A 14435-nucleotide genomic window follows, 5' to 3' on the forward strand; every position below is an offset into this window, starting at 1 on the left:
ATCAAATCGCCTCTTCTTGGGGAGGATATGATGCGCGGAATCGCCACATTCGCACTGATCGCCGGCCTGACTCTGACGGCCCAATCCGCTGCGGCCGAAAGCTGGAGCCGTTTTTCGGCGACGGATCGGATCGCCTATCTGGTCGATCTGGACCAGTTGAACGCCGTGGACGGCGTGGTCGCCGCCCGCTTCGCCCGTGTGCCGTCTCAGGGCGATGCGGCGGATCAAAGCCATGAGATCGAAGAGGTCTCGATCCGCTGTTCGGACGGGCAGTCGCGCACGACGACGAATGTGACGATCGGGGCCGACGGGGCGGAGACCGACCGCTATTCCGAGGAGACGCCGTGGGAGCCGTCTCCGGCCGGCGGCATCTACGGCGCCTTGAAGAGCTTCGCCTGCGACAGCATGCGGCCCAGGGGCGACACCTGGCCGACAATCGCCGCCTTCATCGCCGCGGGCCGCGGCAGCTGATAGGCTGAAAGCCTCCGCACACGGTGGATTTGTCGCGGATTTTCAAGCCTAGCGTCATGCAGACGGCACGCTTTCGTCGTCCATACGACATCGCCCCCCGCTACTGAGCGCCATTCAGCCAAGTTGGGGATAAAGATGGCGAACGAACTGAAGACGCGGCTGATGGCCGCGGCCGCCCTGAGCGGCGTCCTGGCCATGGCCCAGGCCGCTCAGGCGCAAAGCCAAGAGGCCGGACCGACGGATCTGGACGAGATCGTCGTCACGGCCCAGCTGCGCGAACAGAAGACCATCGAGGTTCCGTTCGCCCTGACCGCCTATTCCGGCCAGTTCCTGGAAGACCTCGGCATCCAGGAGTTCGAACAGCTGTCGGCCTTCGTGCCGGGCTTCCTGGTGCAGAACCAGTCGCCGAACAACCCCGGCTTCGTGATGCGCGGCATCACCTCCGACTCGGGCGCCGCCACGGCCGAGCCCCGCGTCTCGGTGTTCCAGGACGGCGTGTCGATCTCCAAGTCGCGCGGCTCCTATGTCGAACTGTTCGACCTGGCGCGCGTCGAAGTCGCCAAGGGCCCGCAATCGACCCTGTACGGCCGCGGCGCCCTCATCGGGGCGGTGAACCTGGTCCAGAACCGCGCCGAGCCCGGCCAGACCGAAGCCTACGCCAATATCGAGGCGGGCAATGAAGACTATCGCATGGTCGAAGGCGCGCTGAACCTGCCGGTCGGCGAGACCGCCGGCCTGCGCCTGGCGACCCGGCTGAAGACCCGCGGCGGTTCGGTCGAGAACCTGCGGGGCGGCGACGACTTCAACGGCATCGAAACCAAGGCCGTTCGCCTATCCGGCGCCTGGGCCCCGTCGGACGCCCTGCGTTTCGACGTGATCGGCAACTATCAGAACGACCACGCCTCGGGCACCTCGTTCAAGTCGATCGCCTATGCGCCGGCCGACCCGGACACGGGCGCCGTCCTGGGCGGCAAGGAGCCCTGGGAAGGCGCGGCCCTGACGCGCGGCGGCGCCTTCGACGGCGGCAAGGACCTGGGACTGGATCGTGAAGTCTGGGGCCTGACCGGTCTGGCCCGGATCAATCTGAACGCCGCCTGGACCCTGAACTCGACCACCGCCTATCGCGAGTTCGACAACTACGAAACCTTCGACGCCGACGGCGTCTCCCTGCCCGTCCTGACGGCGGCGGAAGAGACCCATGGCGAACAATGGAGCCAAGATCTGCGCCTCGGCTTCGACAACGGCGGCCGCCTGACCGGCTTTGTCGGCGCCGGCTGGTTCCACGAAGAAGGCTATCAGCGCACCCCGGCCCAGTTCGACGAACGCCTGGCCCTGGCCCAGCTGGCCGGCCTGCTGGACGGTTCGCCGACGACGGTCGGCGACCGCACCCTGCCGCTCGCCGCCTATCCCACCGTGGCGCGCGGCGCCCTGGCCGCCCTGTTGACGCCCCTGGGCGCGGGCGCCCTGGCCACGCCGATCGCCGCCAATCTTGACCCGGCCCATATCGAGACCTCGACCAACCGGTCGGAGCTGACCTCCTATGACGTCTTCGGCGACGTCACCTACGCCTTCACCGACCGGTTCGAGATGTCGGCGGGCCTGCGTTACACCCGCGACGACAAGACCACCGGCTACGCCAGTTCGGTGGAGCGCCGTTCGGCCCTGGGCGCTCTTCTGGGTCTTCAGACCGGCGCCGTTCCCGCCGCCCAGGTTCCCAGCTTCCTGGCGGCCCTGGCCAATCCGAGCTTCGCCGTCCTGCCCGCCGGCCTCTTCCCGCTGTTCGGTCTGACCGCCCAGCCGACGACCAACAACGGCGACTTCTCCTACTTCGACTCGGAAGACGACGGCCTGACCTGGCGCCTCACGGCGCGCTACGAACTGACCGACGCGACCAATCTGTACGCCAACTACGCCCGCGGTCGTCGCCCGGAAGTCATCAGCGCCTCGGGGCCGTCCGCGCCCAGCGGCGCGGCGCGCTTCACCCCGGTCGATGCGGAAACCGTGGACAGCTATGAGGTCGGCGCCAAGTCGGCCCTGCTGGACGGCCGCCTGCGCGTCGACGGCGCGGTCTTCCTGTACAACTACGAAAACTTCCAAACGACGATTCAGCAAGGCACGCAGTTCATTACGACGAACGCGGGCGAGGCCAAGTCTTACGGCTTCGAGGGTCAGGCGAACTTCGCCGTGGCCTCGACCTTGGACCTGTTCGCCACCTACGCCTACAACCACTCGCGCTTCGAGAACGGCATCTACGACGGCAACCAGTTCCGCCTGTCGCCTGACCACGCCGCCTCGATCGGCGCGACCTGGCGCCTGCCGACGACGGGCGGCGAGATCGAGGTCCAGCCGACCTACACCTGGCAGTCCAAGGTCTTCTTCAGCGACGACAACGACATCCCCGCCCTGCAAACGCAGAACTTCGTCGCGGACCTGATCCAGGACGAATATCAGGACGCCTACGGCCTGCTGAACATTCGGGTCCGCTATACGCCGGAAGGCGGAAACTGGGGCCTCGAAGCCTTCGGCGAAAACGTCCTGGACGAGAAGTACATCAAGGACGCCGGCAACACCGGCGACGCCCTGGGCATGCCGACCTTCATCGCCGGTCGTCCGGCGGCCTATGGTCTGGTGTTCAAGCTGAAGCTGTAAGGATCGAACGATGAAACTGGATCGCCGCAGCCTTCTGGGTCTGTTGGGCGCGGGGGCGGCGACGCCCGCCGTCGCCCAGGCCGCCGATGGCGGTCAGGTCGCCTTCCTGCACGGCGTGGCGAGCGGCGATCCCGATCATCATTCGGCCGTCTTCTGGACCCGCGTCACCCCGGCCGATCCGTCGGCCGGGGAAATCCCGGTCGTTCTGGAAGTGGCCAAGGACGCCGGCTTCACCGACATGGTGCGCCGCACCGCCGACCTGACCGCCCGGGCCGAGCGCGACTTCACCGTCAAACACGATCTGCATGGGCGCGGCCTGGAGCCCGGCCATGAGTATTTCTACCGGTTCATCGCCCGCGGCGTGACCTCGCCCGTCGGTCGGGTCCGCACCCTTCCTCTGGGCGCCACGCCCCAGGTGAACCTCGCCGTGGTGTCGTGCCAGCTGTATCCGGGCGGCCTGTTCAACGCCTATGAGGCCATCTCCCAGTTGGATCGACTGGACGCCGTCGTCCACCTCGGCGACTACATCTATGAATACGGCGCCGCGCCGAACGACTACGGCATGAATACCGGTGCGCCGCTGGGCCGGTCGCCCCTGCCGCCGCATGAAATCGTCAGCCTGGCCGACTATCGGACGCGCCACGCCCAGTACAAGACCGATCCCGACCTTCAGGCCGCCCACGCCCGCGCCGCCTTCATCTGCGTCTGGGACGACCACGAGGTCGCCAACGACACCTGGATGCGAGGCGCCGAGAACCATCAGCCTGCGACCGAAGGCGACTTCGCCGCGCGCAAGGCGGCGGCTCTACGGGCCTATTTCGAATGGATGCCGATCCGCGAAGCCCGCGCCGGGACAATGAAGGAGGCGATCAACCGCAGCTTCCACTTCGGCGACCTGGCCAGCCTGCATATGGTCGAGACCCGGCTGCTGGCCCGCGTCGAACAGATGGAGTTCGCCAACATTCCCAAGACCGCCGACGGGCGGCCGGACCTCGACGCCTTCGAGGCCCAGCGCCAGGACCCGTCGCGCGATCTGCTGGGCGAGCCCCAACGCCGCTGGCTGGGCGAGGCCATGCGCCAGTCCAAGGCCGCCGGCCGGCCGTGGCAGATCCTGGGTAATCAGGTCATTATGGCCCGGGTCAAGGGGCCGAACATTGAACAGATGGTGCCCCCCGCCCAGCTGGCCCAGATGGTCTCCGGCCTGCCCGACGACGTCCGCCCCCAGGTCGAGACCGCCATCCAGCTGTTCAGACTGGGCCTGCCGTTCAACCTGGACAGCTGGGACGGCTATCCGGCCGGACGCGAGCGTCTGTACGAGACCATGAAACAGGCGGGGGTCGAGCCCATCGTCCTGGCCGGCGACAGCCACGCCTTCTGGGTCAATGAACTGTATGACAACGGCGGAGAGCGCCGGGCGGTCGAGTTCGGAACCTCGGCCATTTCCAGCCCCTCGCCCGGCGACCATGTCGGCGGCCTGCCCCTGGGCCTGGCGCTGCAAGCCGCCAATCCCGAGGTCAAGTTCTGCGACCAGTCGGCCAAGGGCTATGTGCTGCTGACCCTGGAGCGGGATCAGGCCGTCGGCGAACTGCGCACCGTCTCCACCATCCTGGCCAAGCCGTATGAGAACCGGACGCTGAAACGCTATCGTCTGGCGCGGACTGAGACGGGCCTGGGGCCGTTGGAAGACGTCACCGCACCCGCCTGATCGCCGCCACCGCAAGGGCAGCTCCCAAGAAACACAGGGCGGCGGCCACGAACAGGCTGCGCAAGCCCAGATCCAGCCGCTCCAACAGGACCAGGGCGATCAAGGGGGCGATCGCCTGGGGCAGGGTCACGGCCAGGTTGATCAGCCCCAGATCCTTGCCCCGATCCTGAGCCGAGGGAAGGACGTCAGTCATCAAGGCGATATCGACGGCGCCGTAGCAGCCTTGGCCCAGGCCATAGAGGGCGAAGGCGATCAGGACCAGGGTCCAGTCCGGGGTCGCCGCCATGACGGCCGCTGCGATCGTCAACAGGACCGCCCCCGTCACCCCCAGGGGCTTTCGCCGCGTCACACGCGACCCGTTGACGGCGACCACGGCGCTGACCGCGACCACCCCGACCACGGCGATGGCGGTGACAAGGGAATGACCCGCCTCAGCCGTCCGGCCGGGGAACAGCCGAGCAAAGCCGATGGCGTCGGCGATGTAGAAGAGCAGATAAAAGGCCACCAGCGAATAGCCGGTGACGACCAGGAAACGATAGGACCAGGCCAGGCTGAAGTCGCGGGTTGCAAAGGGCCTAAGCAGGCTCGCTAGGGAGAAGCGCGAAAACACCGGGCGGACCTGCGCCGACGGCGGCGGATCTTCGCGCGACAGCAGGGCGAAGGGCACGGTGGCCGCCGCGACGACGGCGGCCAGGACCGCCAGCCGCGCCGCCTCGCCCTGCGGTCCCCAGGCCATGACCACCGACCCGATCATGGCGGCCAGAGGATAGCCCATGCCCATGACGGCCGACATGGCGCTGCGCCGGTTTTCCGGCACCCGATCAGCGAAGAGGGCCAGGAGCGGCGCCAGCAGGATGTTGAACGCCAGTTGAAACCCGACGAGCGCCAGAACGAAGCCGACGGGTGTCGATGCGCGATGAAGGCCGGCGTAGCTGGCGATCGTCAGCACCGCGCCGATGATGATCCAAGGCCGTCTGCGCCCGTGCCTGGACCGGGTGCGGTCGCTGAGGGCGCCGCCGATGATGTTGCCGACCCCGGCCGCCATACAGCCCCAGAACAGGGCCTGACTGAGCAGGGGGCCTTTGGCCTCGCCGCCGATAAGCTCGGCGTGGAGAGGCGCAAGCACCTGAAGCAGGGGCGCCACGCCGATGAAGCCGCCGATATAGGCGACGGCGTAGCCGAAGAGGAAGGCCGGCCCGGCCGGCCGGGTTGGAATGCCGGCGGCCACGGGCGCGGGCGTCAGGCGCGAACGGCCCGCGCCGCCGCGAGGCCCAGCGCCTGGACGGCGGCGGCGGCGATATGGTCGGCGTTCAGCCCGGCCTGGGCGTACATGGCCGCCGGCGTGTCCTGATCCTGGAAGACGTCGGGCAGGTTCAGGGTGCGGATCTTCAGCCCGCGATCCAGGGCGCCCTTCTCCGCCAGAAGTTGCAGGACGAAGGCGCCGAAGCCGCCCATGGCCCCCTCCTCCACCGTGATCAGGGCCTCATGCTCGCGGGCCAGGCGCAGGATCAGATCGGCGTCCAGCGGCTTGGCGAAACGGGCGTCGGCGACGGTGGCGGACACGCCGCGCGCCGCCAGCAGGTCAGCGGCCTTCAGCGCTTCCTGAAGCCGGGTGCCCAGGGACAGGATGGCGACGGTGGTCCCCTCGCGCACGATCCGGCCGCGGCCGATCTCGAACGGGGCGGCCAGTTCCGGAATCTCCACGCCCACGCCGTCGCCGCGCGGATAGCGGAAGGCGCTGGGGCGGTCGTCGATGGCCAGGCTGGTCGAGATCATGCCCGCCAGTTCGGCCTCGTCTGCGGCGGCCATCAGCACCATGCGGGGCAGGGCCCCCATGAAGCCGATGTCGAACGATCCGGCGTGGGTCGCCCCGTCGGCGCCGACCAGTCCGGCCCGGTCCATGGCGAACCGCACCGGCAGCGACTGGATCGCCACGTCATGGACCACCTGGTCATAGCCGCGCTGAAGGAAGGTGGAATAGATGGCGCAGACCGGCTTCATCCCGTCGGCGGCCAGGCCGGCGGCGAAGGTGACGGCGTGCTGTTCGGCGATGCCGACGTCATAGGTGCGGTCGGGGAAGGCCTGGCCGAACAGGTCCAGCCCCGTGCCCGAGGGCATGGCGGCGGTGATGGCGACGATCGACGGATCGGCCTTGGCGTGTTTGATCAGTTCGGTCCCGAACACCTTGGTGTAGCTGGGCGCGTTGGAGACGGCCTTGGTCTGCTTGCCCGAGACCACGTCGAACTTGACCACCGCGTGGAGTTTGTCGGCGCTGCTCTCGGCGGGGGCGTAGCCCTTGCCCTTCTGCGTCACGACATGAACCAGAACCGGCCGGTCCTCGATGGCCGCCGCCTTCTTCAGGATCGGCACCAAGTTCTCCATGTCGTGGCCGTCGATGGGGCCGACATAGTAGAAGCCCAGCTCCTCGAAGAAGGTGCCGCCGGTGACCATGCCGCGGGCGTATTCCTCGGCCTTCTTGGCGGCGTTGCGGAACGGACGCGGCAGGTGCTGGGCGAAGGAGCGGCCCAGGCGGCGGACGTTCTGATAGGCGCCGCCGGACACCAGACCGGCTAAATAGGCGCTCATCCCCCCCACCGGCGGGGCGATGGACATGTCGTTGTCGTTCAGTATGACCATCAGCTGGCCGCTGGTGGCCTCGGCCGCATTGTTCATCGCCTCATAGGCCATGCCGGCGGACATGGAGCCGTCGCCGATGACGGCGACCACCTTGTTCTTCTCGCCCTTCTGGTCGCGCGCGGCGGCGAAGCCGAGGGCGGCGCTGATCGAGGTCGAGGCGTGGGCGGCGCCGAAGGGATCGTATTCGCTCTCGCTGCGCTTGGTGAAGCCGGACAGACCGCCGCCCTGGCGCAGGGTGCGGATGCGGTCGCGACGCCCGGTAAGGATCTTGTGCGGATAGCACTGATGGCCGACGTCCCAGATCAGGATGTCCTTGGGCGTCTCGAACACATGGTGCAGCGCCGTGGTCAGCTCGACCACCCCCAGGCCCGCGCCCAGATGGCCGCCGGTCACCGAGACCGCGTCGATGGTCTCGGCTCGCACTTCTTCCGCCAGCTGCTTGAGCTGGGCGATGTCAAAGCCCCGCATGTCGGCGGGAAACTTGACGGTGTCGAGAAGCGGGGTGTCGGGCATCAGCCGGGAAAACCTTGAAAGTCTGATCAATCAACCCGCGAGGGCGATCGACGTTTCGTATCAGGACCGGCGCCTTAGCACAAAGTCCACGCTCGCCCTGAGGATTTCCGCCTCATCGCCAAAGGACTCCAGATGGGCGCGGGCCTGATCCGACAACAGCGCGACCCTCTGTCGCGCCTCGTTCAGCCCCAGCAGGGTGACGAAATTGGTCTTGCCCAGGGCCGCGTCCTTGCCGCCGGCGGCCTTGCCCATTTCTTCGGCCGAACCCTCGGCGTCCAGAATATCGTCGACGATCTGATAGGCCAGGCCCACGTCATGGGCGAAGCTGATCAGGGCGTGCTGATGCTGGGCCGAAGCCTCGGCGATGATCAGCGGAATCTCGAAGGCGTAGGCGAACAGGGCGCCGGTCTTCAGACGTTGCATCCGGGCGACCCCGCCCAGGTCGTCGCGCACGCCCAACAGGTCGATCATCTGGCCGCCCGCCATGCCCCGCGCGCCCGAGGCCAGCGACAGCCGGGCCGCCAGTTCGCAGCGGACGGCGGGATCGTCGTGGGTGTCCTCGTGCAGAATGATGTCGAAGGCCGCCGTCTGAAGCGCGTCGCCGGCCAGGACCGCCGTGGCCTCGTCATAGGCGCGGTGGACGGTCGGGCGGCCGCGCCGCATGTCGTCGTCGTCCATACAGGGCAGGTCGTCGTGGACCAGGCTGTAGGCATGGACGCATTCCAGGGCGCAGGCGGCGCGCAGCACCGACCGCGCGTCGATGTCGAACAGCCGCGCCGCCTCAAGGGCGAAAAAGGGCCGCAGCCGTTTCCCCGGTCCCAGGGCCGCATAGCGCATGGCCTCGGTCAGGCGGGATTCCGGCCCTTCGGCGCGCGGCAACAGCTCATCCAGCGCCACCGTCACCAGATCGGCGACCTCGGCGACCCGGTCGATCACGGCCTGCTCGGGCGAATTGGCGGCGATGACCCGGTTCAAGACGATCGACCGCCCTTGGCCGCAAGAGGACGATGCGGCCTCATTCGAACGACGCCGCCTCAACGCCCTTGGCCTGGCCGTCCGGCCCGACCACGATCTTTTCGACCCGCAGTTGGGCCGCCTTCAGACGCGCCTCGCAATGGGCCTTCAGCCGGGCGCCCTCTTCGTACAGGGCGATGGATTCCTCCAGCGGCGCCTGGCCGGATTCCAGGCGCGAGACGATGGTCTCCAGACGCTGCAGCGCGTCTTCGAAGCTGAGGTCGGCGGGAATGGCGGGTGCGGCGTCGGTCATGGCGCGCGACCCTAAAGACCCGGTCGCCCCGCATCAACGGTTATGCGGCTAGCGTTTTTCGTAACGGCGCTGCGACCAGTATTTGAAGCCCTGGTTATGCACCAGTTTCCACCCGTCGGCCTTCAGACGCGCGCCGACCATATGGTTGAAATAGCCGTGGGCGAAGACCAGGACGTCCTGGCCGGTCTCGGCGCGGGCGATCAGCTTCTGGGCGGCCTGTTCGGCGCGGACCTCGGCCTGGGCGCGGGTCTCCTGGCCGCCGTGATGATCGAAGGCGTGCCACCAGAAGCGCGACACCACCCCCCACCATTTCGGCGACAGCTTGATCCAATCCGGGATCGGCGGCGGCGGCAGGGGCGCCTCGATGAACATGACGTCCGACATCACTTCCCGCCCGGCGACGACGGCGGCGGCCGTCTCCTGGGCCCGCTGGCGGGTGGAGGCGTAGATGGCGCCGGCGCCCTGGGCGGCGGCGACCAGTTCGGGCGGGGGCGTCTGGCCCGCCAGCAGACCGCCCACCTCGTACTTCGCCCACCAGTCTCCGTACTGGCGCGCCGTGATCAGGCATTTGCGCGACAGGGCGGGTTCGCCATGACGGGTCAGGGTGATGGAGCCCGGCCGACCGGTCAGGGCGCGCGGCGCAACCGCCTCGGTCGGGCCGGAATCGGCGACTTCAGTCGAATCGAGAGACAGGGCGGGGACTGGCATGGCGAGCGGACGGGCCTTAGCTTTCAAGGCGTTATACGTCCTATTCCTCCCCGAGCGCGGCGACGTGTGCGACCGCGGAGCGGCCTAGTCCTTCAAGGTCGTACCCCCCCTCGAGCGCCGACACAACCTTGCCTGAGCAGGTCCGGCGCGCGACCTCCAGAACGGCGCGAGTCGCCCAGGCGAAATCCTCGGCCTCCAGAGACTGATGCGCCAGGGGATCGCGCCGATGGGCGTCGAAGCCGGCCGAGATCAGAATCAGGTCGGGCCGGAAGGCCTCCAGCGCCGGCATCAGTCCGCCGGCGAAGGTCGCGCGCCAGGTTTCACGCAGCGTATGGGGCCCGACCGGCGCATTGACGATATTGCCGACCCCGACCTCATCCGCCGCGCCCGTGCCCGGATAGAGGGGCATTTGATGGATCGAGGCCAGGAACAGGCTTTCGTCCCGCTCGAACGCCGCCTGGGTGCCGTTGCCGTGGTGGACGTCGAAATCGACCACCGCCACCCGCGCCATCCCTTCCGCCTGGGCTGCGCGCGCCGCGACCGCGACGGAGGAGAAGAGGCAGAAACCCATGGCCCGGTCCGGCTCAGCATGGTGGCCGGGCGGGCGCACGGCGGCGAAGGCGCGGGCGGTCTCGCCCCGCGCCACCGCCCGAACCGCGTCGATAGCCGCCCCCGCCGCCAGCCGCGCAGCGGGAACGCTGCCGGGCGACAGGACGGTGTCGGCGTCGAGCGCCCGCAGTCCCTCCACCGGCGAGGCGTCCAGCAGGCGCGCGACATAGGCGGCCGGATGCACCCGCTCCAGGTCCGCGACCTCGGCCGGCGTCGCAGCGCGCCGGTCGGCGGCCAGGCCCGCGTCGTCCAGGGCGTCCAGAACCGCCTTGAGGCGGGCCGGACTTTCGGGATGACCGGCTCCCGGCGCATGGGCCAGCATCGACGGATGGGTGAAGATCGGCAACGAGATCATCCCCCTGACTTTGCACGGTCGACGGCGTCGCGCCAGACGGGCCCGGCGAGGAAGACGCAGCCCCCGCCTTGTGCCGAACCGTATCGGCGCCGATGTGGGACGCGACGACACGAACCCAGGAGCTTCCCCATGAAGGCCATCGGCACGACCGGCCCCCGCCCCGTTTCGGATCCCGCCGCCCTGATCGCGTTCGAGGCGGCCGAGCCTGAACTGCGCCCGCGGGATCTGCTTGTTGCGGTCAAGGCCGTCAGCCTGAACCCCGTGGATACAAAGGTGCGCAGCAGTCGGCAGCCGGACCAGCCCAGCATCCTGGGCTATGACGCCGCAGGCGTGGTGATCGGCGTCGGGGCGGAGGTCAGCCTGTTCAAGGTCGGAGACGAGGTCTTCTACGCTGGCCAGATCGACCGTCCGGGCTCGAACGCCGAACGTCAGGCGGTGGACGAACGGATCGTGGGTCGCAAGCCGCAGTCCCTGACCTATGCCGAGGCCGCCGCCCTGCCCCTGACCGCCATCACGGCCTGGGAACTGCTGTTCGACCGGATGAAAGCCGACCGGGACGAGGACGAGAGCCTGCTGATCGTCGGCGGCGCCGGCGGGGTCGGGTCCATCCTGATCCAGATCGCCAAGACCATGACGAAACTGCGTGTCGTCGCCACCGCGTCTCGCCCTGAGACCCGTCAATGGTGCCTGGACCAGGGGGCGGACGCCGTCATCGACCATGCCCGCCCCATCGACGAAGCCCTGACGGAAGCCGGCGAACGGGCGCCGAAATATATCGCATCCCTGACCCACACGGCCGGCCATTTCGAGGCCCTGGCCCGCGCCGTCGCGCCCCAGGGGGTCATCGGCGCCATTGACGACTTCAAGGGTCTGCCGGTCGAACTGCTGAAGCAGAAGGCGGCCGGTTTCGTGTGGGAGTTCATGTTCACCCGCCCGGTCCACCAGACCCCCGACATGATCCGGCAGCACGAAATCCTGAACGCCGTGTCGGAGGCGGTCGACGCCGGCGCCATCCGCACCACCCTGACCCGCAACCTGGGCCGGCTTTCGGTCGAGACCCTTCTAGACGGGCATCGCCAGTTGGAAAGCGGCTCGACGATCGGCAAGGTCGCGCTGGACGGCTTCTGAGGCTAAGGGGCGGGTCATGACCGAGATCCTGATCCGCCCCCCCCGCCCCGGAGACGCCGAAGCCCTGGGCGTCCTGGGGCGTCGGACCTTCGTCGAGACCTTCGTGACCGGCTTCGGCATTCCCTATCCCGAGACGGACCTCACGGCCTTTCTGGACGCCAGTTTCGATCCCGAACCGACACGGAAAAAGCTGGCCGAACCCAACGCAGCCTGGTGGGTGGCCGAGCGGGACGGCGAACTCCTGGCCTTCGCCAACGCCGGTCCCAACGGCCTGCCCCACCCCGAGGCGCGGCCGGAGCATATGGAGCTGCGCCGCCTGTATGTGTCCAAGGCCGCCCAGGGTCTGGGCCTGGGCACGAAGCTGCTGACCCTGTCGCTGGACTGGATGGAGGCCAACACGGGCGGCCCGCTCTGGATCGGCGTCTGGAGCGGCAACGAAAAGGCTCAGCGCCTGTACGCCGCCTATGGGTTCGAGAAGGCGGGCGAATATGAATACCCGGTCGGCGCCTGGCGCGACCATGAGTTCATCTTGCGGCGCGGATAGACTATGATCCGGCCATGACCCGCGCCGAATTGCTGGAAAAGCTGCGTGAGCTTAAGCCCTGGCTGGAAGAGCAGGGCATCGTCAACCTGCGCCTGTTCGGCAGCTACGCCCGCGACGAGGCGGGACCGGACAGCGACGTGGATTTGCTGGTGGACACCTCGAGACCGATGGGCATCGAGTTTCTAACGACGGAGCGTCTGCTTTCGGAAAGACTGGAAACGCCGGTCGAGTTCTGTTCGTGGGAAGTCATGCGGCCCTATGTCAGGACGAAGGTCGAGAAAGACCTGATCCTTGTCTGACGAAGCCGATGCGATCCTGATAGCCGAAATCCGGGACGCCGCAAGCCGTGTAAAATCCTACATTGCGCCTGAAGGCCGGGAAGGCTTCATGTGTCAAACCCTGGTCTATGACGCCGTCTGCATGAACCTGTTGCGGACAGGCGAATGCGCCCGCTTCCTGAGCGACGCCGTAAAGACGCGACTGCCGGACATTCCATGGCCCGACATCGTCAGTCTCCGAAATCGAGTGGCGCACAGCTACGAAACGTTGAAGCCGGAAGTCCTCTGGCTGATCGCCAGCGTCAGTCTGCCACAACTGGACGCGGCGCTCCGCAGCCTGGGTGAAGCCTGATGCTCCTGCCCTTCTTCACCGCCCTGCGCGACGCCAAGGTTCCGGTGTCGATGAAGGAATGGCTTCATCTGATGGAGGCCATGGACCGCGATCTGGCGGGCCGCGAGGTCGAGACCTTCTATCACCTGTCGCGGGCGGTGCTGGTCAAGGACGAGAAACACTATGACCGGTTCGACCAGGTGTTCGGGACGGTGTTCAAGGGCGTCGAATCTGTCGGGGCGGGCGAAGATCTGACGACCGACATCCCCGAGGACTGGCTGCGGCTGCTGAACGAGAAATATCTGACCGACGAGGAAAAGGCCCAGATCGAGGCGCTGGGCGGTTTCGACAAGCTGATGGAGACGCTGAAACAGCGGCTGGAGGAGCAGAAGGAACGCCACTCGGGCGGGTCCAAGTGGATCGGCACGGGCGGAACCAGCCCCTTCGGTCACGGCGGCTATAATCCGGAAGGCGTCCGGATCGGCGGCCCCGGACGACATGGTCGTGCGGTCAAGGTCTGGGAAAAGCGCGAGTTCAGGAACCTGGACGACACGGTCGAGCTGGGCACGCGCAACATCAAGGTGGCCTTGCGCCGCCTGCGCCGCTTCGCCCGTGAAGGCGCGGCGGAAGAGTTGGACATCGACGGCACCATCGACGGCACGGCCCGCCAGGGCTGGCTGGACATCCAGATGCGGCCCGAGCGGCGCAACACGATCAAGGTGCTGCTGTTCCTGGACATCGGCGGATCGATGGACGGCCATATCAAGCTGGTGGAGGAGCTGTTCTCGGCCGCCCGGACCGAGTTCAAGAACCTGGAGTTCTTCTACTTCCACAACTGCCTGTACGAGGGTGTCTGGAAGGACAACCGGCGGCGTCACACCGAGCGGATCGCCACCTGGGACCTGCTGCACAAATATCCCGGCGACTGGCGCGCCATCTTCGTCGGCGACGCGACCATGTCGCCCTATGAGATCACCATGCCCGGCGGTTCGGTCGAACACTGGAACGAGGAGGCCGGGGCGGTGTGGATGAAGCGGGCCCGCCAGCAGTGGGAAAAGTCCGTGTGGCTGAACCCGGTGCAGGAACGGTATTGGAGCTACACCGCCTCGGTCGGCCTGTTGCGGGAGCTGATGGACGACCGAATGTTCCCCCTGACGCTGGAGGGGCTCGACAAGGCGATGCGGGCGCTGACAAGGTAGGTTTCGCGTCCGGGGCGAAACCGCCCTGGCGACAGTGCAAA

At 67.6% G+C, this 14435-nt stretch carries 14 protein-coding genes; 8 read left to right on the plus strand and 6 right to left on the minus strand.

Going from position 1 to position 14435, the window contains the following annotated elements:
- Nucleotides 1-27 precede the first annotated feature (27 nt).
- The 3 genes from ACW178_RS14185 to ACW178_RS14195 all read left to right on the plus strand — a co-directional run bounded on the left by ACW178_RS14185 (nucleotide 28) and on the right by ACW178_RS14195 (nucleotide 4825).
- Nucleotides 28-471 carry a hypothetical protein gene (locus tag ACW178_RS14185; protein WP_287104684.1) on the plus strand — a complete coding sequence of 148 codons (444 nt, stop codon included), beginning with the start codon at nucleotides 28-30 and terminating at the stop codon, nucleotides 469-471.
- Between the two features lie 135 nt (nucleotides 472-606).
- Nucleotides 607-3120: a TonB-dependent receptor gene (locus tag ACW178_RS14190; RefSeq protein WP_492024683.1), complete on the plus strand. Its 2514-nt coding sequence runs from the start codon at nucleotides 607-609 to the stop codon at nucleotides 3118-3120.
- Nucleotides 3121-3130: 10 nt separating this feature from the next.
- Nucleotides 3131-4825, plus strand: coding sequence for an alkaline phosphatase D family protein (locus ACW178_RS14195; protein ID WP_287104687.1), 1695 nt, complete (start codon nucleotides 3131-3133; stop codon nucleotides 4823-4825).
- On the opposite strand, the gene ACW178_RS14200 is transcribed toward ACW178_RS14195, so the two are convergent.
- The 6 genes from ACW178_RS14200 to ACW178_RS14225 all read right to left on the minus strand — a co-directional run bounded on the left by ACW178_RS14200 (nucleotide 4809) and on the right by ACW178_RS14225 (nucleotide 10911).
- Nucleotides 4809-6053, minus strand: a complete 1245-nt coding sequence (locus ACW178_RS14200) for an MFS transporter (protein ID WP_152950841.1) — start codon at nucleotides 6051-6053, stop codon at nucleotides 4809-4811. The genes ACW178_RS14195 and ACW178_RS14200 overlap by 17 nt on opposite strands.
- 11 nt (nucleotides 6054-6064) lie before the next feature.
- Nucleotides 6065-7975, minus strand: a complete 1911-nt coding sequence (gene dxs / locus ACW178_RS14205) for a 1-deoxy-D-xylulose-5-phosphate synthase (RefSeq protein ID WP_492024684.1) — start codon at nucleotides 7973-7975, stop codon at nucleotides 6065-6067.
- Nucleotides 7976-8035: 60 nt separating this feature from the next.
- Nucleotides 8036-8911 (minus strand): polyprenyl synthetase family protein, encoded by an 876-nt coding sequence (locus tag ACW178_RS14210; protein WP_492025060.1) that lies wholly within the window; start codon nucleotides 8909-8911, stop codon nucleotides 8036-8038.
- Nucleotides 8912-8990: 79 nt separating this feature from the next.
- Nucleotides 8991-9242: an exodeoxyribonuclease VII small subunit gene (locus ACW178_RS14215; protein WP_054766482.1), complete on the minus strand. Its 252-nt coding sequence runs from the start codon at nucleotides 9240-9242 to the stop codon at nucleotides 8991-8993.
- A 48-nt stretch (nucleotides 9243-9290) separates the two neighbouring features.
- The gene (locus ACW178_RS14220; protein WP_492024685.1) at nucleotides 9291-9950 is read right to left on the minus strand and encodes a histidine phosphatase family protein; all 660 of its coding nucleotides are present in this window, start codon (nucleotides 9948-9950) and stop codon (nucleotides 9291-9293) included.
- Nucleotides 9951-9990: 40 nt separating this feature from the next.
- Nucleotides 9991-10911 (minus strand): histone deacetylase family protein, encoded by a 921-nt coding sequence (locus tag ACW178_RS14225; RefSeq protein WP_419716313.1) that lies wholly within the window; start codon nucleotides 10909-10911, stop codon nucleotides 9991-9993.
- Nucleotides 10912-11043: 132 nt separating this feature from the next.
- Here ACW178_RS14225 and ACW178_RS14230 point away from each other — a divergent pair, with 132 nt between their 5' ends.
- The 5 genes from ACW178_RS14230 to ACW178_RS14250 are packed head-to-tail and all read left to right on the plus strand — an operon-like array spanning nucleotide 11044 to nucleotide 14394.
- Nucleotides 11044-12042, plus strand: coding sequence for a zinc-binding alcohol dehydrogenase family protein (locus ACW178_RS14230; RefSeq protein WP_287106266.1), 999 nt, complete (start codon nucleotides 11044-11046; stop codon nucleotides 12040-12042).
- Between the two features lie 16 nt (nucleotides 12043-12058).
- Entirely contained in the window at nucleotides 12059-12586 is a 528-nt protein-coding gene (locus ACW178_RS14235) for a GNAT family N-acetyltransferase (RefSeq protein ID WP_287106264.1), read from the plus strand.
- A 14-nt stretch (nucleotides 12587-12600) separates the two neighbouring features.
- A complete protein-coding gene (locus tag ACW178_RS14240; RefSeq protein ID WP_007442198.1) occupies nucleotides 12601-12885 on the plus strand; it encodes a nucleotidyltransferase family protein in 285 nt (94 codons plus the stop codon).
- On the plus strand, nucleotides 12878-13216 hold the full coding sequence (locus ACW178_RS14245; protein WP_191554411.1) for a HepT-like ribonuclease domain-containing protein: 339 nt from the start codon (nucleotides 12878-12880) through the stop codon (nucleotides 13214-13216). Before ACW178_RS14240 ends, ACW178_RS14245 begins: the two co-directional genes overlap by 8 nt.
- Nucleotides 13216-14394 carry a vWA domain-containing protein gene (locus ACW178_RS14250; protein ID WP_492024686.1) on the plus strand — a complete coding sequence of 393 codons (1179 nt, stop codon included), beginning with the start codon at nucleotides 13216-13218 and terminating at the stop codon, nucleotides 14392-14394. Before ACW178_RS14245 ends, ACW178_RS14250 begins: the two co-directional genes overlap by 1 nt.
- The last annotated feature ends 41 nt before the right edge of the window (nucleotides 14395-14435 follow it).

The sequence above is a fragment of the Brevundimonas sp. AVps4 genome, from assembly GCF_058681525.1.